The organism is Actinosynnema sp. NPDC059335 (assembly GCF_042752395.1).
Classification (GTDB): domain Bacteria; phylum Actinomycetota; class Actinomycetes; order Mycobacteriales; family Pseudonocardiaceae; genus Actinosynnema.
On sequence record NZ_JBHYXZ010000007.1, the window covers coordinates 1 to 20,330 of the forward strand.

General features: G+C 72.5%; 19 protein-coding genes. 11 read left to right on the plus strand and 8 right to left on the minus strand.

The genetic code is table 11. The features are described from left to right. The first annotated feature begins 285 nt into the window (after positions 1-285). The 3 genes from ACFXGA_RS03555 to ACFXGA_RS03565 all read left to right on the plus strand — a co-directional run bounded on the left by ACFXGA_RS03555 (position 286) and on the right by ACFXGA_RS03565 (position 2,406). Complete coding sequence (locus ACFXGA_RS03555) at positions 286-744, plus strand: helix-turn-helix domain-containing protein (protein WP_378084024.1); 459 nt, start codon at positions 286-288, stop codon at positions 742-744. Between the two features lie 14 nt (positions 745-758). Next, a complete protein-coding gene (locus ACFXGA_RS03560) occupies positions 759-1,568 on the plus strand; it encodes an RICIN domain-containing protein (RefSeq protein WP_378084025.1) in 810 nt (269 codons plus the stop codon). 94 nt (positions 1,569-1,662) lie between these two features. Continuing rightward, positions 1,663-2,406 (plus strand): SDR family oxidoreductase, encoded by a 744-nt coding sequence (locus ACFXGA_RS03565; protein WP_378084026.1) that lies wholly within the window; start codon positions 1,663-1,665, stop codon positions 2,404-2,406. On the opposite strand, the gene ACFXGA_RS03570 is transcribed toward ACFXGA_RS03565, so the two are convergent. Then, the gene (locus ACFXGA_RS03570) at positions 2,403-3,095 is read right to left on the minus strand and encodes a hypothetical protein (protein ID WP_378084028.1); all 693 of its coding nucleotides are present in this window, start codon (positions 3,093-3,095) and stop codon (positions 2,403-2,405) included. The two genes, ACFXGA_RS03565 and ACFXGA_RS03570, sit on opposite strands and share 4 nt — an antisense overlap. On the opposite strand from ACFXGA_RS03570, the gene ACFXGA_RS03575 reads away from it, so the two are divergent. Both ACFXGA_RS03575 and ACFXGA_RS03580 read left to right on the plus strand, forming a co-directional pair. Next, on the plus strand, positions 3,094-3,693 hold the full coding sequence (locus tag ACFXGA_RS03575) for a hypothetical protein (protein ID WP_378084030.1): 600 nt from the start codon (positions 3,094-3,096) through the stop codon (positions 3,691-3,693). The two genes, ACFXGA_RS03570 and ACFXGA_RS03575, sit on opposite strands and share 2 nt — an antisense overlap. Beyond that, positions 3,690-4,358: a fibronectin type III domain-containing protein gene (locus ACFXGA_RS03580; protein ID WP_378084033.1), complete on the plus strand. Its 669-nt coding sequence runs from the start codon at positions 3,690-3,692 to the stop codon at positions 4,356-4,358. The genes ACFXGA_RS03575 and ACFXGA_RS03580 overlap by 4 nt, the downstream gene beginning before the upstream one ends. Here ACFXGA_RS03580 and ACFXGA_RS03585 read toward each other — a convergent pair. Beyond that, the gene (locus tag ACFXGA_RS03585; protein ID WP_378084034.1) at positions 4,355-5,038 is read right to left on the minus strand and encodes an aspartate/glutamate racemase family protein; all 684 of its coding nucleotides are present in this window, start codon (positions 5,036-5,038) and stop codon (positions 4,355-4,357) included. The genes ACFXGA_RS03580 and ACFXGA_RS03585 overlap by 4 nt on opposite strands. Positions 5,039-5,152: 114 nt before the next feature. Between ACFXGA_RS03585 and ACFXGA_RS03590 the strand changes: the two genes are divergently transcribed. Then, on the plus strand, positions 5,153-6,775 hold the full coding sequence (locus ACFXGA_RS03590; protein WP_378084036.1) for an AMP-binding protein: 1,623 nt from the start codon (positions 5,153-5,155) through the stop codon (positions 6,773-6,775). Between the two features lie 283 nt (positions 6,776-7,058). Here ACFXGA_RS03590 and ACFXGA_RS03595 read toward each other — a convergent pair whose 3' ends face one another. Then, positions 7,059-8,915 (minus strand): ABC transporter ATP-binding protein, encoded by a 1,857-nt coding sequence (locus ACFXGA_RS03595; RefSeq protein ID WP_378084176.1) that lies wholly within the window; start codon positions 8,913-8,915, stop codon positions 7,059-7,061. 46 nt (positions 8,916-8,961) lie between these two features. Further along, positions 8,962-10,167 (minus strand): FAD-dependent monooxygenase, encoded by a 1,206-nt coding sequence (locus ACFXGA_RS03600; protein ID WP_378084038.1) that lies wholly within the window; start codon positions 10,165-10,167, stop codon positions 8,962-8,964. A gap of 92 nt (positions 10,168-10,259) precedes the next feature. Here ACFXGA_RS03600 and ACFXGA_RS03605 point away from each other — a divergent pair, with 92 nt between their 5' ends. The 3 genes from ACFXGA_RS03605 to ACFXGA_RS03615 are packed head-to-tail and all read left to right on the plus strand — an operon-like array spanning position 10,260 to position 12,478. Beyond that, complete coding sequence (locus tag ACFXGA_RS03605) at positions 10,260-11,192, plus strand: TetR/AcrR family transcriptional regulator C-terminal domain-containing protein (protein ID WP_378084040.1); 933 nt, start codon at positions 10,260-10,262, stop codon at positions 11,190-11,192. A 19-nt stretch (positions 11,193-11,211) separates the two neighbouring features. Continuing rightward, entirely contained in the window at positions 11,212-12,111 is a 900-nt protein-coding gene (locus ACFXGA_RS03610) for a proteasome assembly chaperone family protein (RefSeq protein WP_378084041.1), read from the plus strand. A 55-nt stretch (positions 12,112-12,166) separates the two neighbouring features. Then, positions 12,167-12,478: a chorismate mutase gene (locus ACFXGA_RS03615; protein ID WP_378084043.1), complete on the plus strand. Its 312-nt coding sequence runs from the start codon at positions 12,167-12,169 to the stop codon at positions 12,476-12,478. 185 nt (positions 12,479-12,663) lie between these two features. Here ACFXGA_RS03615 and ACFXGA_RS03620 read toward each other — a convergent pair whose 3' ends face one another. The 3 genes from ACFXGA_RS03620 to ACFXGA_RS03630 all read right to left on the minus strand — a co-directional run bounded on the left by ACFXGA_RS03620 (position 12,664) and on the right by ACFXGA_RS03630 (position 16,507). Beyond that, complete coding sequence (locus tag ACFXGA_RS03620) at positions 12,664-13,632, minus strand: LLM class flavin-dependent oxidoreductase (protein ID WP_378084045.1); 969 nt, start codon at positions 13,630-13,632, stop codon at positions 12,664-12,666. A gap of 534 nt (positions 13,633-14,166) precedes the next feature. Further along, positions 14,167-15,246, minus strand: a complete 1,080-nt coding sequence (locus ACFXGA_RS03625; protein ID WP_378084047.1) for an acyl-CoA dehydrogenase family protein — start codon at positions 15,244-15,246, stop codon at positions 14,167-14,169. Between the two features lie 22 nt (positions 15,247-15,268). Then, a complete protein-coding gene (locus ACFXGA_RS03630) occupies positions 15,269-16,507 on the minus strand; it encodes a ricin-type beta-trefoil lectin domain protein (protein ID WP_378084048.1) in 1,239 nt (412 codons plus the stop codon). 136 nt (positions 16,508-16,643) lie between these two features. Here ACFXGA_RS03630 and paaZ point away from each other — a divergent pair, with 136 nt between their 5' ends. After that, complete coding sequence (gene paaZ / locus ACFXGA_RS03635) at positions 16,644-18,668, plus strand: phenylacetic acid degradation bifunctional protein PaaZ (RefSeq protein ID WP_378084049.1); 2,025 nt, start codon at positions 16,644-16,646, stop codon at positions 18,666-18,668. Between the two features lie 121 nt (positions 18,669-18,789). Continuing rightward, positions 18,790-19,629 carry an aldo/keto reductase gene (locus tag ACFXGA_RS03640; protein WP_378084051.1) on the plus strand — a complete coding sequence of 280 codons (840 nt, stop codon included), beginning with the start codon at positions 18,790-18,792 and terminating at the stop codon, positions 19,627-19,629. A gap of 7 nt (positions 19,630-19,636) precedes the next feature. Here the strand turns inward: ACFXGA_RS03640 and ACFXGA_RS03645 are convergent, their stop codons facing one another. Beyond that, positions 19,637-20,296: an MOSC domain-containing protein gene (locus ACFXGA_RS03645; protein WP_378084053.1), complete on the minus strand. Its 660-nt coding sequence runs from the start codon at positions 20,294-20,296 to the stop codon at positions 19,637-19,639. Positions 20,297-20,330: the final 34 nt, after the last annotated feature.

Consider the following 20,330-nt stretch of genomic DNA (forward strand, 5'->3'; position numbering starts at 1 on the left):
GCGCGCCGCCCACCCCCCCGCCCGGGTCGGTTACGTGTACCTCCCAACCCGGGGTTTCTCCCCGCCGGGGGGCCACGGCGCGCGCGGGCCCCGCCCCGGGCCGCGCCGCACCCCTCGTTCGGCGCGGTTCGAGCGTCGCCGAGCCCGCCCGCACCGGCAAGAGGTCCGGTGCGTCCCGGACAAGTCCGCGGTGTCCGGGCAGGTCGGCCGCCCGCCGTCCGGCGTGCCGGACAGCCGCCCGGCCACTTGCCCGGCATCGCCGGCGACCAGCAGGATGCGCGTGTGATGTCGGAGGGTGGCCGGCCGGACACCGCACGTGACGCGGCCGGGTTCGTGGCGATGCTGCGGGAGCTGAAGGAGCGGTCGGGGCTGACCCTGCGCGGGCTGGAGGAGCGTGCCGCGGCGCGCGGCGAGGTGCTGGCCCGCAGCACCGTCGCCGACATGCTGCGCAAGGACGCCCTGCCCCGCCCGGAACTGCTCGCCGCGTACGTGCGGGCGTGCGGGGTCGAGCACCCGGAACCCTGGCTCCGGGCCCGCGAACGACTGGCCGTCGGCCTGGTCGATCCGAGCGCGCCGCCCCCCCCACCACCCCGTCTGTGCCGCCTGTGCCGCCTGTGGAGCCGTCCGCCACCCCGCCCGTGGCGTCGCCGGTGGATCCGCTCGCGCCACCGCCCGGCCGGCCGCCTTCGCCGCCGTCCGCGCCGCCGTGGGGAGGGTCGCCCTCGCTGCCGTCCGAGACACTGACGGGAGAGCCGCCCGTGCCGCCGTTCGACCGGTCGCCCTCGCCGCTGTCGGGCGAGTCGCCCGCCGTGCCGCCCGTGCCGCTCGTGCCGCCCGGCGAGTCGCCCGCGCCGCCGTCTCCGCCGCCGTCCGGCGGGCTGCTCGCGCCCCTGTCCGGCGAGCCGCCCACATCGCCGAAGCCGCCGTGGCGACGTCCGGCGGTGGTGTCGGTCGCGGTGGCGCTGGTCGCGTTCGTCGTCGCGGCGGTCCTGGTCCGGGCCGACCAGCCGAACCCGCCGGGCACGACCGCGCTGGAGCAGACCGGCGGGTCGAACGCCGAGCCGGGCGACACCGGCGGGCCGAGCGCCGAACTCCTGCCCGTGGCGCCGGCCGGCAGTTGGGCGACCATCCACGCGGCGGACGCGCCCGACCTGTGCCTCACCGAGGGGCGTGACGGCTCCGGCCGCTACCACGCGGCCGTCGCGGCCCTCCAGCCGTGCGCCGCACCGGGGCCGCGGGTGCTGCTGGAGCCGGTCGACGACGAGTTCACCACGATCAAGTGGGAACACCCGAGCGAGAAGGTCCTGGGCTGCCTCACGGTGCTGCGCTCGGGGCCGGCGCGACACCTGCTCGAACCCTGGGACAACTGCGCCGACGACAACCTGGACCAGCTCTTCCGCGTCGAACGCGTCCGCGACCAGCGCTACCGGTTCCGGTCGGCGGGCGGTTCGGCGTGCGTCGGGCTGCGCGGCGGCGTGGTGCGGGAGGGCGCGGAGGCGGTGCGCGAGCCGTGCGCCGACGAGCGGGACCAGGAGTTCACCGTCGACCTCCGGACCGGAGGGGGCTGACCCGGCGGGGCGGCGCGCGGCCTCGGTCGGCGTGCCCCGCCCGCGCGTTCCCGCTGCCGCCGAACGGACCAGTGCCGTTGTTACGCTCACCGCCGTGCGCAAGACGATCCTGATCACCGGCGCGAGCGCCGGCCTGGGCGCGGAGATGGCCCGCCAGTTCGCCGCCCTGGGCCGTGACCTGGCGCTCTGCGCGCGGCGCACCGACCGGCTGGACGTCCTGCGCGCGGACCTCACCGCGGCCCACCCCGGTGTCTCGGTGTCCACCCGGCCGCTCGACGTGACCGACCACGACGCGGTGTTCACCGTGTTCCGCTCGTTCGCCGAGGAGTTCGGCACGATCGACCGGATCGTGGTCAACGCGGGCATCGGCAAGGGCAGGCCCATCGGCACGGGCGGCTTCCCCGCCAACCGGCGCACCGCCGAGACCAACTTCGTCGCCGCCCTGGCCCAGTGCGAGGCCGCGATGGAGCTGTTCTACCGCCAGGGGCACGGCCACCTGGTGCTGATCTCGTCGGTGAGCGCGGTGCGCGGCATGCCGAAGTCCATGACCACCTACGCCGCCACGAAGGCCGCCGTGTCGGCGCTGGCCGAGGGCATCCGCGCGGACGTGCTCGGCACGCCGATCAAGGTCAGCGCGATCCTGCCCGGCTACATCAGGTCGGAGATGAACCCGGAACAACGCGCCCCGCTGCTGGTGGACACGGCGGTGGGCGTGCGGGCGATGGTGCGCGCCGTCGAACGCGAGGCGCCGAGCGCCTGCGTGCCGGCGTGGCCGTGGAGGGTGCTCGCCCCGGTCATCCGCCACGCGCCCCTGCGGCTGATCAAGCGCGCGCTCTAGTCGCCGTCCTCCTTCGACTCGCCGCGACGGCGCATGAACGCGAACCCGGGGATGCCCAGGATCGCCTGCCGCACGTCGTTGGTGACCTCCAGCAGTTGGTGGATGTCCGGCCCCACGCGGTCCAGCGTGGCCAGGATCGGCAGCACGTCGTCGATCAGGTGCCTGGTCAGCACCGGGAGCTGGTCCACCAGCTCCACGGCGGCGTCCACCTCCTGCGGCGACAGGTCGTCCACGAACCGCTGCGCCAGCGGCTGCGCCTTGAGCGCGATCGGGGCGTAGCTGTCCAGCAGCTCGCGCGACGTGCGGGCGGTGCGGCCCACGTCGGTCGTCACGCCCTCGGCCGTCGCCGTGACCGCCTTGGCCCGCCCGACCAGCGCCTCGGTCTCCTCCAACACGCGTTCGGTGCGGGTGACCAGCTCGTCGGCGCGGCGCACGACGGCCTCGGCCGCGCCCAGCAGGTCGAGCACGCGGCCGGGCACGGACACGGCGGTCTCGACGGTCGTCCTCGCCAGACCGAACAGGGCACGCGGGGTCAGGTCCATGCCCCCACTGTGCCGGACGGAGCCGTCGCGGGCCTCAGGGAGATCCCTGAGCGAGTGATCCTTGTCCGAGTCGTCCAGACCAATTACAGTGACCTGCGCCACCGCCTTGACGTTCCCCCTCGCCGGGGAGTCGAAGGAGGCGCGCATGCCCAGAACGCTCCGAGCCCTCGTCGGGGCGGTGCTCGCCGGTGGCCTGCTGATGGCGTCGCCGGTCGCGCACGCCCAGGTCGAGTCCGGACCGTGGACGTCCTACTCGCCCACGTTCACCGTGCAGGAACGGGGCTGCGGCGAGGTCGCGGACCTCACCTTCCGCCTGACCTGCGCCACCGCCAGCGGCGACCAGCGCGCCGAGCGCCGGTACGCCACCTACACCGGCGGCACCCGCCAGTTCGAGGGGTCGGTCCGGATCACCAGCCTCGGCGGCACCCGGATCAGCCTGAAGCAGACGTTCCACGAGTCCGCGGCCGGCCCGTACTTCATGCTGGCCGTGGAGCGGGGCGGGCGGCTGTACGCGGTGCACGGCGGCGCCACCGTCGCCACCGGCGCGACCGTCGGCGCGACCGTGCGGGTGAACACCGTGCACGTGGTCGGCGGCGAGCACCGCACGTACGTCAACGGGTCGCTCAAGCACACCTACGCCGGCCCCGGCGGCAGCTTCTACGACAAGTTCGGCGCCTACCGCACCAACAGCGGCCAGGGACCGGCCACGGTGGTGTGGAGCGGCATCCGGTTCTGGCGCAAGTGAGGCGGCTCGTCCTGGTGTCGGTGCTGCTCCTGGCCGCGTGCGGTCGGGAGCAGCACCCGACGCTCACCGCCACGCTGACCTCGCCGACCGACGTGTCCCTGGTGTGGGAGGCGGAGCCGGGCACGGCGGGCCAGGTCGTCGAGTACGCCCACGAGCCCGACGGCGCGTACACCGTGCTGGGGTTCGTGCCGCCCGACCGGACGTCGTTCGAGCACCCGGACCTCATCCCGAGGACGTCGTTCCACTACCGGATCCGGTCGTTCCACGGCCCGGCCTCGCCGACCGTGGACGTCACCCTGCCTCCCGGCGACGACGTGCCCGAGTCCGACGACCACGCCTGGGCCGAACCCGTGACCGGCGCCGGCGGCGACCGCCCGGTGCGCTCGGCCGACGCCGGCCCCGCCGACTTCCGGGCCGAGGTCCGGCACGCCAACGGGATCCTGTTCACGTGGACCGACCGGGCACAGGGGGAGGAGGGCTACCTGCTGGAGGTCCGACCCGCCGGGGCGGCGGACTTCTCGGTGGCGGCGCAGCTCGACCCGGACGTGCGGTCGTTCGGGCTGATCACGCTGCCGACGGAGAAGACCGCCACCTACCGCGTCCGCGCCTACTACTACGGCGCGACGTCCAACATCGCGCACCAGACGACCGGAGGGGACGTCTAGGCCAACGCCAGGTCGACGCCGGTCTCCACGTGGATGCGGGTGGAGTCGACCAGCGGCACGGTGCTGTCGGACTGGTCGACCAGCAACGTGATCTCGGTGCAGCCGAGGATCACCGCCTCCGCGCCCCGTTCGACCAGCCGCGCCATCACGTCCCGGTATGCGGCGCGCGAGGCCGGCTCGACCCGGTTTTGCGTGAGTTCCCGGTAGATCACGTCGTGCACGAGCGTGCGGTCCGGCTCGTCCGGGACGACCAGCTCGATGCCGTGCTCGCTCATCCGGTCGCGGTAGAAGTCCTGCTCCATGGTGAACCGGGTGCCCAGCAGACCGACCCTGCGGTAGTCGGTCAACCGCCGCGCCGTGGCGTCCACGATGTGCACGAACGGCACCTTGACGGCGTCCGTGATCGCGTCCGCCACCTTGTGCATCGTGTTGGTGCACAGCAGGACCAGCTCCGCGCCCGCGCCTTCGAGCTTGCGCGCGGCGTCGGCCAGCAGCTCGCCCGAGCGCTCCCACTGCCCGGTGCGCTGGAACTCCTCGATCTCGGCGAAGTCGACCGTGAGCAGCACGCTGGGCGCGCAGTGGTGACCGCCGAGCCGCCGCCGCGTCTCCTCGTTGAGCAGCCGGTAGTACTCGGCGGACGACTCCCAGCTCATGCCGCCGATCAACCCGATGGTTCGCATGCCGACGATTGTGTCGGTCCACCGCCCAGGAGCAACCACGAATAACGTCGCCGCAGGTCACGCTGGCGCGATTCGCGGCGCACCGGCCGTTGCGGACTGCGGTACGTTGCCTTGATGGCGCACCTCAGCTACTCCTCGGGCACCTCCGATGTGTCGCTGCTGGGCGACACCATCGGCGTGAACCTCGACCGCACGGTGGCCGCGCACGGCGATCGCGACGCGCTGGTCGACCGCGCCACCGGCCGTCGTTGGACCTACCGCGAGCTGGCCGCCGAGGTCGACGCGGTCGCGGCCGGGCTGCTGGCCTCCGGGGTCGCGGTCGGGGACCGCGTCGGCATCTGGTCGCCCAACCGCGCGGAGTGGGTCGTCGTCCAGTACGCGACCGCGCGCATCGGCGCGATCCTGGTCAACATCAACCCGTCCTACCGGGTGCACGAGCTGGAGTACGTGCTCAACCAGGCAGGCGTCCACACGCTCGTCGCCGCCCCGTCGTTCAAGACGTCCGACTACGCCGGGATGATCGCCGAGGTGCGACCCCGGTGCCCCGACCTGCGCCGGGTCGTGCTCCTCGACAGCCCCGAGTGGACGGACCTGCACGCGGACACCCCGCCGGCGTGGCCGGAGCTGTCGGCGGACGACCCCGTCAACCTCCAGTACACCTCCGGCACCACCGGCTTCCCGAAGGGTGCGACGCTGTCGCACCACAACATCCTCAACAACGGCTTCTTCGTCGGCGAGCTGCTGGGGTACACCGAGCACGACCGGATCTGCGTTCCGGTGCCCTTCTACCACTGCTTCGGGATGGTGATGGGCAACCTGGCCGCCACCTCGCACGGCGCGTGCATCGTCATCCCCGCGCCCGCGTTCGAGCCCGCCGCCACGTTGCGGGCCGTCGCCGAGGAGCGGTGCACGTCGCTGTACGGCGTGCCGACGATGTTCATCGCCGAACTCGCCGACCCGGAGTTCGACTCCTACGACCTGTCGTCGCTGCGCACCGGGATCATGGCCGGCTCGCCGTGCCCGGTGGAGGTCATGAAGCAGGTCGTGGAGCGGATGGGCATGACCGAGGTGTCCATCTGCTACGGCATGACGGAGACCTCGCCCGTGTCCACCCAGACCCGGCGTGACGACTCGCTGGAACGGCGCGTGTCCACCGTCGGCCGCGTCGGACCGCACCTGGAGGTCAAGGTCGTCGACCCGGACACCGGCCGCACCGTGCCGCGCGGCACCCCCGGCGAGCTGTGCACCCGCGGGTACTCGGTGATGCTCGGCTACTGGCAGCAGCCGGACAAGACCGCCGAGGCGATCGACGCGGCCCGGTGGATGCACACCGGCGACCTCGCGGTGATGGACGACGAGGGGTACGTCAACATCACCGGCCGGATCAAGGACGTGGTCATCCGCGGCGGCGAGAACCTCTACCCGCGCGAGATCGAGGAGTTCCTCCACACCCACCCCGACGTGCTCGACGCCCAGGTCGTCGGCGTGCCCGACGTCAAGTACGGCGAAGAGCTGATGGCCTGGGTGCGGATGCGCCCTAGCGCGGAACCCCTGACCGCCGAGGCGCTGCGGTCGTTCTGCGCGGGCAAGCTGGCGCACCAGAAGATCCCCCGGTACGTCCACGTGGTGGACGAGTTCCCCATGACCGTGACCGGCAAGGTCCGCAAGGTCGAGATGCGCAAGCAGGCCGTGCAACTCCTCGGCCTCGCCGACGCCGACGCGGTGCAGCACGCGTAGTCCCCGCGCCCCGACCCCGACCCCGACCCCGACCCCGACCCCGACCCCGACCCCGACCTCGGCCCCGTCCTCGGCTTCGTTGCCGCGGCGGACGACGGACCTTCTCGGCGTCCCGTCTCCCCGCCGTCGGCCTCCGATGCCGCCGGGCGGAGTACGCGAAGGACTTGCGTCCCCAGCCCCGCTCCCGACCCGCGCACCCGGCCCGGCCGAACTGGAACTCGACGGCGAGACCGTGCCGCCGATGTGGCGGTGCGCGCGACGCCCTGAGCGTCCCTGTTCTTGTCTACGACACCCGTGCCTCCTCCGTCTCCGTGAACTGCGTCCGGTACAGCTCCTCGTAACGACCGCCCGCGGCGAGCAGGTCGGCGTGCGTGCCGCGTTCCACCACCCGCCCGTCCTCCACCACGAGGATCAGGTCGGCCGACCGCACGGTCGACAGCCGGTGCGCGATGACCACCGCCGTCCGCCCCTGCAACGCTTCACCCAACGCCTCCTGCACCGCGGCCTCGGAGGTCGAGTCCAGGTGCGCGGTGGCCTCGTCCAGGATCACCACCCGCGGCTTCGCCAGCAGCAGCCGGGCGATCGTCAACCGCTGCCGCTCACCGCCGGACAGCCGGTAGCCCCGCTCGCCGACCACCGTGTCCAACCCGTCCGGCAGCGACGCCACCAGGTCCGCCAGCCGAGCGCGGCCCAGCACCTCCCACAGCTCCTCGTCGGTCGCGGACGGCTGCGCCAGCAGCAGGTTCGCCCGGATCGATTCGTGGAACAGGTGACCGTCCTGCGTCACCATGCCCAGCACGTCCCGGATCGAGTCGGCCGTCAGGTCGCGCACGTCCACACCGGACAGCCGCACCGCACCCGCGTCCACGTCGTACAGCCTGGGCAGCAGTGACGCGATCGTGGACTTCCCCGCGCCCGACGAGCCGACCAGCGCCACCACCTGGCCGGGCTCGGCCCGGAACGACACGTCGTGCAACACCTCCACTCCGCCGCGGTGGTCGAGCACCGCGACCTCTTCCAACGACGCCAGGGACACCTTGTCCGCGGCGGGGTAGGCGAACCGGACGTGGTCGAACTCCACCGACACCGGCCCGTCCGGCACCGTGCGCGCACCGGGCTTCTCGGTGATCAACGGCTTCAGGTCGAGCACCTCGAAGACCCGCTCGAAGCTCACCAGCGCGCTCATCACCTCGACCCGCGCACTGGCCAGTGCGGTGAGCGGCGCGTACAGCCTCGTGAGCAACAACGCCAACGCCACCACCGAACCCGGGTCCAACTCGCCGCGCAGCGCGTAGAACCCGCCCAACCCGTACACCAGCGCCAGCGCCAGCGCCGACACCAGCGTCAGCGCGGTCAGGAACACGGTCTGCACCATGGCCGTGCGCACCCCGATGTCCCGCACCCGCCGAGCCCGCCGCGCGAACTCCGCCGACTCGTGCGCGGGCCGGCCGAACAGCTTCACCAACGTCGCGCCCGGCGCCGAGAACCGCTCGGTCATCTGGGTGCTCATCGTCGCGTTGTGGTTGGCCGCCTCCCTTTCCAGTCGCGCGAGCCGCGTCCCCATCCGTCGCGCCGGCACGACGAACACGGGCAGCAGCACCAACGCGAGCAGCGTCACCTGCCACGACAGGCCGATCATCACCACCAGCGTCAGCCCCAACGTGACCAGGTTGCCGACCACGCTGGACAGGGTGTCGCTGAACGCCCGCTGCGCGCCGATCACGTCGTTGTTGAGCCGGCTCACCAGCGCCCCCGTCCGGGTGCGGGTGAAGAACGCCACCGGCATCCGCTGCACGTGGTCGAACACCGCGGTCCGCAGGTCCAGGATGAGGTCTTCGCCGATGCTCGCCGACAGCCACCGCGTGACCAGACCCAACCCCGCCTCGGCGATCGCGATGCCGGCGATCACGGCCGCGAGGGTGAGCACCACCTGGTACGCCGCGCCGGTCACGATCGCGTCCACGATCCGCCCGGCCAGGACCGGCGTCGCCACCGCCGACACCGCCACGACCACGCTCAGTGCGAGGTACTGGGCCAACCTCACCCGGTGCGGCCAGGCGAACGCCCGGATCCGGCGGAGCGTGGCGGCGGAGAACGGCCGCTTGTCGTCCTGCGCGTTCGTCACGTGGTACAGCGACATCCAGGCAGTGGTCTCCATGTCCATGCCCGGAACGTAGGACCTGGAGTCAGCTGGAAGTCAAGCTCGGGGACCGGTAATCCTTCAGGGACACCATGTTCGCCAGCTTCTGCAGGTCGCCGAACATCCGGGCCCCGCCCGGGAGGTGCGGCACGACGCGCAACGCGATGTCCCGCATGCGGATGAACCCCCGCGACCGCGGCAGCAGACCGCGGGCCCCGCTCAGCGCGAAGTCCTGGCACTTGGTCACATACGCTCTCATCACCTCCTCGTAGCGTCTGTACGCGGTGACGTGATCCGGCGCGGTGGCCAGCTCGCCCGCGAGGACGTACGCGCCCACCAACGCCATGCTGGTGCCGTTGCCGGCCATCGGCGACGCGCAGAAGGCGGCGTCGCCCAGCAGCGCGATCCGGCCGTCCGACCACGCGTCCATCCGGATCTGGCGCAGCCGGTCGAAGTAGAAGTCGGGCGCGGTGCGCAGGTCGTCGAGCAGCCGGGGCACCTCCCACCCGCCGTCCGCGAACGCGGTGGCGACCAGTTCCCGCTGCCACGCCGTGTCGCGCCGGTCGTGCTCCACCGGCGGCGAGGCGAACACGAACATCCCCTTCGCCCCGCCGTCCGGGGTGGGGTAGAGGCCCGCGGTGCGACCGGGCACCGTGTGCATGAGCTGCCAACCACCCAGGTCCTCGCGCCGGCCGGTGCCGAAGATGGCGATGTACGCGCCGAGGTCGCGGGCGAACCGCGATTCCGGGCCGAACGCCAGCGACCGCACCTTCGAGTGCAGCCCGTCCGCGCCGACCACGAGGTCGAAGGTGCGGGGCGCGCCCCGCTCGAAGGTCACCTCCACCCCCGACCCGGTCTGGGTGAGCGAGGTGATGCCGTCGCCGAAGACGTACTCGACGCCGGTCGTGGTCGCCTCGTGGAGGATCCGGACCAGGTCCTCCCGGAGGATCTCCAGCTCGGCGACCGCGCCGCCGGAGTCGCCCAGCGTGTCCGACGCCATGGTCGAGGTGCGCTTGCCCGCGGCGTTCACGAACGCCATCCCTCTCGCGCCCGTGTGCGCGGCGCGCACCTGGTCGAGCACCCCCATGCGCCGGGCGACGTCCCGGGCCGTGCCGCGCAGGTCGACCGCCTGGCCTCCGGGACGGGGCGCGGGCGCCCGCTCGACGACGGTCGGCGTGAGTCCGTGGTGGCGCAGCCAGTAGGCGAGCGCCGGGCCGGCGATACCTGCGCCGGAGATCAGTACGGTGTTCATGCGTACACCGTACATGGCTGTCCTACCTCGTCAAATCACTCGATGGTGCACTAGTGCTCTAGGCTGGGGTGTACTAGCTTGAGGAGGCGGGCATGACCGACGCGATCTACCAGCAGATAGCGCGCGAGATCCGCGCTCGGATCGAGTCGGGGGAACTCCGCCCCGGTGATCGGGTGCCGTCGACGCGCGAGATCACCGTGACGTGGGACGTCGCGATGGCCACGGCGACCAAGGCGCTGGCCACCTTGCGCACCGAGGGCTTCGTGCGTCCCGTGGCCGGCGTGGGCACCGTCGTGTCGGCGGAAGGCGGGGCTGCTGCGCGACCGCGCGCGCAGGAGACCGACCTGACCGGCGAGCGGCTGGTCATGACGGCGGTCCGCCTGGCGGACCGGGAAGGCCTCGACGCGGTGTCGATGCGGCGGGTGGCGTCACAACTGGGCGTGGCGACCATGTCGCTGTACCGGCACGTCGAGAACAAGGACGAGCTGGTCCTTCGGATGATCGACCACGTGTTGCGGGAGGAGGAGCTGCCCGACCCCGCGCCCGGCACCTGGCGGGAGCGGTTGGAGGTGTGCGCGAGGCTGCAGTGGGGGTTGTTCCAGGAACACGCGTGGCTGGCGCCGGCCATGTCGATGACCAGGCCGCAACTGCTGCCCAGCGCGGTCGCGCACACCGAGTGGATCCTGCAAGCGCTCGACGGGAAGGGGCTGGACCTTGAGGAGATGATGCACGCCGCGGTGACGGTGTTCGGCTTCGTGCGAGGTGTCGCGGTGAACATCGAGCAGGAAGCCGAGCAGCGGCGGGACACCGGGATGACCGGGGACGAGTGGATGACCCAGCAGGCGCCGGCCCTGCTGGACATCGTCGCCACCGGGAGGTTCCCGATGTTCAGCCGGGTGGTGCGCTCCGAGCTGGACATGGAGCTGGACACCCTGTTCGAGTTCGGTCTCGCGCGAATGCTCGACGGGATCGGGGAATGGATCAGTGGTCGCTCGACGTTGACCGAAGGGAGGACTGGCATGTGAGCACTTGGGGAGGCACGCGGTGGCGCTGGACCCGGAGGATCTGTACGAGGTCGACTCCGACGTCCCGGACCTGACCGGAGCGGTGCTGTTGCACCACTTCGACGGATTCATGGACGCCGGTGCGGCGGGCGGGGCGCTGGTCGCCCACCTGCTCGAGGCGCACGAGCACCGGGTGATCGCGCGGTTCGACATCGACGACCTGATCGACTACCGCGCCCGGCGGCCGCCCATGATCTACGCCACCGATCGCTGGGAGTCCTACGACGCGCCGCAGCTGGTCGTCTACCTGCTGCACGACGCCGTCGGCACGCCGTTCCTGCTGATGACCGGTCCCGAGCCGGACCGTCGGTGGGAGGCCGTCGTCGCGGCGGTGCGGTCGCTGATCGACCGGTGGGGCGTGCGGCTGGCCGTGAGCTTCCACGGCATCCCGATGGGTGTCCCGCACACGCGGAAGCTGTCGGTGATCTCGCACGCGACCAGGCCCGAGCTGGTCGTGGAGGGCTCGCCGTTCAGCCGGGTGCAGGTGCCGGGCAACCTGTCGGCGCTGCTGGAGCTGCGGCTCGGCGAGTCCGGTCACGACGCGATGGGCTTCGCCGCGTACGTCCCGCACTACCTCGCGCAGAGCACCTACCCGACGGCGGCGTTGGGCCTGTTGCAGGCTCTGACGAAGTCGACGGGCCTGGTCATCCAGGCCGCCGCCCTGAACGAGGCGGCCCGGCAGACCGATGCCGAGATCACCCGCCAGGTGAAGGAGTCGGCGGAGGTCGCGCAGGTGGTGGAGGCCCTCGAGCGCCAGTACGACGCGTTCAACGAGGCGTCGGAGAACCTGCTCGTGCCCGACGACCAGCCGCTGCCCAGTGCGGACGAGATCGGCGCGGAGTTCGAGCGCTTCCTGGCCGAGCAGCAACGCGACCACTGACCCGGTCCCTTCCGGGGCGGTTCGCCTCCCGGCGACGTCGTGGATGATGTCGGACGTGGCTGATTCCGCATCGTCCTCACCGCCGACGTCGCTGGCCGAGGTTCGCGCACGCATCGACGCGATCGACTCGGAGCTGGTGCGCCTGCTGGCGCAACGGCAGGGGTTGGTGCGGGCTGCCGCGTCGTTCAAGTCCGACGACCAGGCCGTGCGAGCGCCCGACCGGGTTGCCCAGGTGATCGCCTCCGTGCGGGAGCGTGCCGGGGAGGCCGGGCTGGAGCCGGCGGTCGCGGAGGCGGTGTGGCGGGCGATGATCGGCGCGTTCATCGAGGTCGAGCTGGCCGAACACGCCGAGGCTCGCGGTCGCTGACCCCACGCCGGCTGCGCCGAGGGCGGAGCGCTGGCCGGGTTGTGATCAGCTGGGTTTGTGATCAGCTGGGCCGCGATCGGTTTCGGTGTGATCGGGCGCGCGTCATGATCGGGCTTGGTTGTGAGTGGGCTCGGTTGTGACGGCCAGGGGTGGTGACATCGGCTGTGATCGGCCGGTGGCCGTGATCAGAGGTACAGGTCGGCCAGCCGGCGGTACGAGTCGAGCATGGCGGCGCGGTCGTAGGTGCTGGTGGTGACCAGCACCTCGTCGGCGGCGGTGCGGTCGACCAGGGCGTCCAGGGCCTTGGCGACCTCCGACGGCGTGCCGTGGATGTGACCCTGCAGCGATTGCTCGAACATCCTGCGTTCGCGATCGGTCATGGAGCGGGCGAGGATGTCGTTCGGGTCGCTCAGGGGCGGGAACTCGCCGCGGGTGCGCGAGTACGCCATCGACCACGCCTCCGGCACGAGGAGACGCCAGGCGTCCTCGGTGGTGTCGGCGACGGCGACCGTCGAGGAGATCACCACGTACGGCTTCGCTGCCCACGTCGAGGGGCGGAACCCGGTGCGGTAGGTGGTGATGGCGTCGATCATGGCGTCTTCGCCGCGGAAGCTGCCGATGACGAGTGGGACGCCGTGTGCCGCGGCCACCCGTGCCCCGGCGCCGGTGGCCAGGACGAACGGGGACACGCGCAGGCCGTCGGCCGGGTAGCCGCGCACCGCCTGGTCGCCGGTGAAGTAACCCAGCAGTTCGGCCAGTCGGGGGCCGAACTCGGCGGCGTCCTCCTTGTCGCGTCCCAGCGCCTTGCGGACCGCCTCGATGAAGCCGACGGATCGGCCGAGCCCCATGTCGATCCGGCCGGGGAACAGCGACTCCAGCACGCCGAACTGCTCGGCCACCACGAGTGGCTGGTGGTTGGGCAGCATCACGCCGCCGGTGCCGACCCTGATCCGGGACGTCGCCGCCGCGACCGCCGCTGCCAGCACGGTCGGCGCGGAGCCGGCGACGCCCGGCACGCCGTGGTGCTCGGACACCCAGAAGCGGTGGTAGCCGAGCTGTTCGACCTGGCGCGCGAACGCCACGGTGTCGCGCAGGGCCTCGGCATGCCCGAACCCCGCCCGCACCCGGGACCGGTCCAGCACGGAAAGCCTCACGACAGGTCCAACGGCCCCGCCGCACCCGACATTCCGCCTGATCCGACCCTTCGACCTCCACGAAGCCGCCCACCGCCCGAGACCGCCACCACAACCACCCGACAGCCGACGCGCACCCGGCGCACGCACACCGCACATGGCCCAGGCCACCCGCACACGGCCTACGCCACCGCACATAGGCCAGCTCACCGTGCCGGACTCGCGTCCAACCGCGCCCGGTTCGCAATCCCGCCGCGCCGGGCGAAGACCGCCGTAGGCCCTCGCCCCGGCCGCAACCCGCCGGCCGGCCCCACCTGCCCGGCACGTGCCCGAGCCGACCTGTCTGCTCGACCGCGCCCGGCGTGCAGGCCGGCTCGCCCTGCTGCCGCACCCGACGGCCCTGCCCGGACCGGCTGGGTTTGTGGCGCGGGCCGTGTGCGATCCGCCTTGCCCGCGCATCCGCCCCGGCCCGGCTGCGGCCGGGAAGGGGATCGCCGCAGGGGTGGGGCGAGCGGAGGCGGGCGGTGTGGGGCGGGCGGTGTGAGGTTGGGCTGGTCAGAGGCCGGTGGTGTCGGTGGGGACGCCGAGCTTGACCTTTCCGTACGCCTCGAACAGGCGGCGGGAGGTGATGGTGTGTTGGGCGGCTACGTGGGCGTCCCTCAGGCAGCGTTGGAGCGGGGAGTCCTCGAAGACCGCGGGGCTGCCGCCGATGTCGAACGCCAGCCTGGTCACCGAGGCCGCTTCGGCGGCGGCGTGGGAGCAGGCCAGGCGGAGGCGGGCGCGGGGTTCGGGTGGGCTTGGCCGGCCGTTCACGGCGTCGGACCACCGGGCCGCCACTTCGGTGTGCAGGAAGGCCCTGGCCGAGGACAGGCGCGCTTCGGCGGTGGCCAGGTCGCGTTGCACGTCCGGGCGTTCGGCCGGCGTGGAGGTCGCGCCGGGGGACGTCCCGGTCACGACCAGGGCCTCGGCTTCCTCGACCGCCCGCGCCGCGATCCCCAGCGTCACGGCGGCCACGCCGACGGCGAGCAGGCCGAAGAACGGGAAGGTCGGCAGCGGCGCGTCGACCCGCATCGCGGGTGGCCAGAGGGCGCGACGCGTCGGCACGAAGGCGTCCGCCACCTCCCACTCGTGGGTCCCGGTCGCCCGCAGCCCGGCCGCGTGCCAGGTGTCGTGCACCGTCACGGCCGACGCGGGGAAGAGCATGAGCCGCGGGCCGGCGGACGTCATCACGCCGCCCAGCACCCAGTCGCACAGCGACACGGCGCTGCCCCAGCCCCAGCGGCCGGTCACGCGGTGGCCGCCGGCCTCCTCGACCGCCTGCCCGACCGGGGCGGCGGTGCCGGCGACGACGGACCGCGGCGGCCCGAACACCTCCTCGGCCGCGTCCGGCGGCAGGTACCAGGCCAGGGAGGAGGTCGCGCTGGTCGTCATCGCCGTCCAGCCGGTCGAGCCGTCGGCGCACGCCAGGTCCTCGACCTCCCGCACCCACGAGGGCAGGTCCAACTCGCCGCCGCCGAGGGAGGCGGGCGCGAGCATGCGCGTCGCGCCCGCCTCGACCAGCGCCGCCACGACCGCCGGGGAGAGTCGGCGGTCGCGGTCGGCTTTGGCCGCCTCAGCTCTGATCAGGGTCCGCATGCCCCGATCATGCCGCGCCCGGTCAGGACACGGTCCACTTCTGGTTCGCGGTGCCGGAGCACGTCCACAGCTGCAAGCGGGTGCCGTTGGCGGAGCTGTTGTTCTGGGCGTCCAGGCACTTGTTGGCCTGGATGTTCACGATGTCGTTGGCGCCGCTGACCGCCCACCGCTGCGCGCCGCTCCCGTTGCAGTCCCACAGCTGGACCAGCGTGCCGTCCGCGGTGCCGCCCGACGCCGCGTCCAGGCACTTGCCCAGCGCGCGGATGGTGCCGTCGCCCGGCCGCGACCACTGCTGGGCCGCCGTGCCGTTGCAGTCGTACAGCTGCACGGGGGTGCCGTTGGCCGGGTTCGCGCCCGCCACGTCCACGCACTTGCCGCCGATGCCGGTGATCCGGCCGCCGGTGGGCTGGCCGCCGTCGATCGTGGACACGCGCACGTAGTCGACCACCAGCTGCTGCGGGAACGTGGTGCTCGCGTCCGGGTAGCCGGGCCACTCGCCGCCGACCGCCAGGTTCAGGATGATGAAGAACGGCTTGTTGAACACCCACTGCCGGCCGCCCAGGTCGGCGGGGGTGCGGCGCTGGTAGACGTTGCCGTCCACGGACCACGCGATGCCGGTCGGCGTCCACTCGATGGCGAAGGTGTGGAAGCCGTCGGCGAAGTTCGGCCCGTTGAAGGGCATCCCGATGCCGCCCGCGCCGGAGTACCCCGGACCGTGGATGGTGCCGTACACGGTGTCCAGGTCGTGGCCCAGGAACTCCATGATGTCGATCTCGCCGCTGTTCGGCCACGGGTTGCCGGAGTTGATGTCCTGGCCGAGCATCCAGAACGCGGGCCAGATGCCCCGGCCGCGCGGCATCTTCATCCGCGCCTCGACCTTGCCGTAGGTCGTGGTGAACTTGCCCGCGGTGTTGATCCGGGCCGAGGTGTACTGGCAGCGGCCGTACCAGCAGTTGTAGTTGCCGGGGTTCTCGCGGCGGGCGGTGATGACGAGGTTGCCCGCGCCGTCCATGGCCGCGTTGCTCGCCGACGTCGTGTAGTACTGGTGCTCGCGGTTGTTGCCGTTGTTGTCGCCGACCTCGGTGTTCCACTTCGAGGCGTCGACCCGCGTGCCCGCCGGGCCGTTGAACTCCTCGGCGAAGGTCACCGCCATCGTGCCCACGTCCGCGGCCGCGCCGGTCGCCGGAGCGGCTTGGGCGGCCGGCACGGCGAGCGCGCCGAAGGCGAGCGCGACCGCGCTCACCACCACTCGTGTCCTCATCGACACTCCCTTCACTGGAGGCGGCGGCCAGCCAGAAGTTACTGCATAACCTTGAATCAAGTCACGATGAAAGTAGGGGGCTTTACTGTCGGGTCATGCCGGGACACCCACCGGCCCGACGAGGAGGTCGACACCGATGGCCATGCTGCGCAGCTACGTGTCCGGTCGCTGGCACGTCCCCACCGCCGAGGGTGCGCCGCTGCACGACGCGGTGACCGGCGAGGAGATCGCCCGGATCTCGTCGCAGGGCATCGACATGGCGGCGGCGCTGGACCACGGCAGGCGGGTCGGCGGGCCGGCCCTGCGCGAGCTGACGTTCCACCAGCGCGCCGCCCTGCTCAAGGCCCTCGCCTCGCACCTGCGGGAACACCGCGACGAGCTGTACGCCCTGTCCGCCCGGACCGGGGCCACCAGGACCGACTCGTTGATCGACGTCGACGGCGGGATCGGCGTGCTGTTCGGCTACGCGAGCAAGGCCAAGCGCGAGCTGCCCAACGACACCGTCCACGTGGAGGGCAACGTCGAGCCGCTGAGCAAGGGCGGCACGTTCGTCGGCCAGCACGTCGCGACCCCGCTGCGGGGCGTCGCGGTGCAGATCAACGCCTTCAACTTCCCCATGTGGGGCCCGCTGGAGAAGTTCGCCCCCGCGTTCATCGCGGGCGTGCCGTCGCTGATCAAGCCGGCCTCCCAGACCGCCTACGTGACCGAGAAGCTGGTCGAGCTGATGCTCGCCCCGGGCCTGCTGCCGGAGGGCTCGCTCCAGCTCGTCACCGGCAGCGCGGGCGACCTGCTCGACCACCTGACCGGCCAGGACCTGGTCGGCTTCACCGGCTCGGCGTCCACCGCCCAGGTGCTGCGCACCCACCCGACCGTGGTGCGCAACAGCGTGCGCTTCAACGCCGAGGCCGACTCCCTGAACTGCTCGATCCTCGGCCCGGACGCGGTCGAGGGCACGCCCGAGTTCGACCTGTTCGTCAAGCAGCTCGTCACCGAGATGACGGTCAAGGCCGGCCAGAAGTGCACCGCGATCCGGCGCGCCCTGGTCCCCGCCCCGCTGGTCGACGCGGTCGCCGACGCCGCCTCCGCGCGCCTGGCCAAGGTCGTGATCGGCAACCCGGCGAACGAGAGCGTGCGGATGGGCGCGCTGGCCGGGCTGGAGCAGCGCGAGGAGGTCCGGCGGTCGCTGAAGGCGCTGCTGGAGGTCGGCGAGGTGGTCTACGGCTCGCTCGACCGCGTCGACGTGGTGGACGCCGACGCCGAGCGGGGCGCGTTCCTGTCGCCCGTGCTGCTCAAGGCGGACCCCGACCACGCCCAGCCGCACGAGGTGGAGGCGTTCGGCCCGGTGTCCACGCTGATGGCCTACCGCGACGCGGAGCACGCGGTCGAGCTGGCGGCCCGGGGCGCGGGCAGCCTGGTCGGCTCCGTCGTCACGCACGACGCGGAGTTCGCCCGGGACGTCGTGCTGGGCGTGGCCCCCTGGCACGGCCGCGTCCTCGTGCTCGACCGGGACGACGCGAAGGAGTCCACCGGTCACGGCTCGCCGCTGCCGATGCTGGTGCACGGCGGTCCGGGCCGGGCGGGCGGCGGCGAGGAGATGGGCGGCATCCGCGGCGTCCTGCACCACATGCAGCGCACCGCCGTGCAGGCCAGTCCCCGCGTGCTGAGCGCGGTCACCGGGCGGTGGGTCACGGGCGCGCCGCGCAGCGAGTCGGACGTGCACCCGTTCCGCAAGTCGTTGCGCGAGCTGAAGGTCGGCGACACGGTCGTCGCCGGTCCCCGCACGGTCACGCTCGCCGACATCGAGCACTTCGCCGAGTTCACCGGCGACACGTTCTACGCCCACATGGACGAGGAGGCCGCGGCGGCGAACCCGTTCTTCGGCGGCCGGGTCGCGCACGGCTACCTGGTCGTGTCCTTCGCGGCGGGGCTGTTCGTCTCGCCCGAGCCGGGGCCGGTGCTGGCCAACTACGGCCTGGAGAACCTGCGGTTCCTCACGCCCACGTTCCCCGGCGACGAGCTGACCGTGACGCTGACCGCGAAGCAGATCACGCCCCGCGAGGACCAGGACTACGGCGAGGTGCGCTGGGACGCCGACCTGGTCAACCAGAAGGGCGAGTCGGTGGCCAAGTACGACGTGCTGACGCTGGTCGCCAAGCAGTAGCGGGCGTTCCACCAGGTGGACGCGCGTCGGCCGGATTCACCCGGACGGGAACAACCGGCGCGCTCCACCGGGTTGGCGGGAGGAGGACCGAGCAGCAACCGAGTATCGAGGAGCACCAGAGGTGTCTGAGACCTTTTCGCTGGGTGGCGACCTGACCGTCAACCGCCTCGGCTACGGCGCGATGCGGCTGACCGGTGAGGGCATCTGGGGGTACCCGGCCGACCGCGACAACGCGATCGCCCTGCTCCGGCGGGTGGTCGAGCTGGGCGTGAACTTCATCGACACCGCGGATTCCTACGGCCCGCACATCAACGAGGAGCTGATCCGGGAGGCGCTGCACCCGTACCCGGAGGACCTGGTCATCGCCACCAAGGGCGGGCTGCTGCGCACCGGCCCGAACGAGTGGCCGGTGCTCGGCAAGCCCGCCTACCTGCGGCAGGCCGTGGAGACCAGCCTGCGCAGGCTCGGCGTCGAGCGCATCGACCTGTACCAGCTGCACCGCGTCGACCCGGACTTCCCGCTGGAGGACCAGGTCGGCGAGCTGCGCAAGCTCCAGGAGGAGGGCAAGATCCGCCACATCGGCCTGTCCGAGGTGGACGTCGCCCAGCTGGAGGCGGCGCAGGCGGTCGCGCCGATCGTGAGCGTGCAGAACCTCTACAACCTGGCGGCCCGGCAGCACGAGGCCGTGCTGGAGCGCACCACCGAGCAGGGCATCGCGTTCATCCCGTGGTTCCCCGTGGCGACCGGCGAGCTGGCCCGGCCCGGCGGCGTGCTGGACGAGGCGGCCAAGGAGCACGGCGCGACGCCCGCGCAGCTCGCGCTGGCCTGGCTGCTGCGCAAGTCGCCGGTCGTGCTGCCGATCCCCGGCACGTCCTCCATCGCGCACCTGGAGGAGAACGTGGCGGCGGCGCGGATCAAGCTGACCGACGAGGAGTTCGAGAAGCTGTCCGCGCTCGCCTGAGCCCCGGTCACGCCGGGTCGAACGCCCGCCGTTCGGCCCGGCGCCGCAGGTCGTCGGGCAGGTCGTCGCCCGCCGCCAGCAGGCCCGGCAGCAGGTCGGGCTCGGTGGTCAGGGCGCGGAACGCGAGCGACACCGTGACGTCGTGGTCGGGCCGGTGCTCGACCACGATCTCGTCACCGGCGGTGATCGCGCCCGGCTCCAGCACGCGGAAGTAGGTGCCCGGCAGCCCGCGCCGGGTGAACGTCCTCACCCACCCCGGCTCCTCCATCACCCCGGCGAACGTGCGGCACGGGATGCGCGGGGAGGTCGCCTGGAGCAGCGCGCCGCCGATCCGCCACCGCTCGCCGATCCGCGCGCCGCACACGTCCGCGCCGACCGTGGTCAGGTTCTCGCCGAACAGCCCGGACCGCAGGTCGCGGCCGAGGTGCGCCGCCCACTCGTCCAGGTCCTCCCGCGCGTAGGCGTAGACGGCCTGGTCGTCGCCGCCGTGGTGGCGCAGGTCGGAGATGTGGTCGCCGACGACGCCGCTGCCGCCGGCGCCGCGCGGTCCGGGAGGCCGGACGTCCACGGGCCCGCGCACGGGCAGCTTGCCGATCCCGGTGTGGCCGACGACGGCCTGGTCGGACTCGACGCGGGAGCCGACGTTGACGGAGAGCACGTGGGGCATGACCCGACCGTAGCCCAGGCACTTTCCGGGTTCG

Excerpts from the sequence above, each read along its gene's own strand:
- ACFXGA_RS03625 (WP_378084047.1), bottom strand. The coding sequence starts at position 15,246 with ATGCGGACCCTGATCAGAGCTGAGGCGGCCAAAGCCGACCGCGACCGC.
- paaZ (WP_378084049.1), top strand. The coding sequence starts at position 16,644 with ATGGCCATGCTGCGCAGCTACGTGTCCGGTCGCTGGCACGTCCCCACC.
- ACFXGA_RS03595 (WP_378084176.1), bottom strand. The coding sequence starts at position 8,915 with ATGTCGCTGTACCACGTGACGAACGCGCAGGACGACAAGCGGCCGTTC.
- ACFXGA_RS03585 (WP_378084034.1), bottom strand. The coding sequence starts at position 5,038 with ATGCGAACCATCGGGTTGATCGGCGGCATGAGCTGGGAGTCGTCCGCC.
- ACFXGA_RS03605 (WP_378084040.1), top strand. The coding sequence starts at position 10,260 with ATGACCGACGCGATCTACCAGCAGATAGCGCGCGAGATCCGCGCTCGG.
- ACFXGA_RS03555 (WP_378084024.1), top strand. The coding sequence starts at position 286 with ATGTCGGAGGGTGGCCGGCCGGACACCGCACGTGACGCGGCCGGGTTC.
- ACFXGA_RS03645 (WP_378084053.1), bottom strand. The coding sequence starts at position 20,296 with ATGCCCCACGTGCTCTCCGTCAACGTCGGCTCCCGCGTCGAGTCCGAC.
- ACFXGA_RS03600 (WP_378084038.1), bottom strand. The coding sequence starts at position 10,167 with ATGAACACCGTACTGATCTCCGGCGCAGGTATCGCCGGCCCGGCGCTC.
- ACFXGA_RS03575 (WP_378084030.1), top strand. The coding sequence starts at position 3,094 with ATGCCCAGAACGCTCCGAGCCCTCGTCGGGGCGGTGCTCGCCGGTGGC.
- ACFXGA_RS03630 (WP_378084048.1), bottom strand. The coding sequence starts at position 16,507 with ATGAGGACACGAGTGGTGGTGAGCGCGGTCGCGCTCGCCTTCGGCGCG.
- ACFXGA_RS03570 (WP_378084028.1), bottom strand. The coding sequence starts at position 3,095 with ATGCGCGCCTCCTTCGACTCCCCGGCGAGGGGGAACGTCAAGGCGGTG.
- ACFXGA_RS03590 (WP_378084036.1), top strand. The coding sequence starts at position 5,153 with ATGGCGCACCTCAGCTACTCCTCGGGCACCTCCGATGTGTCGCTGCTG.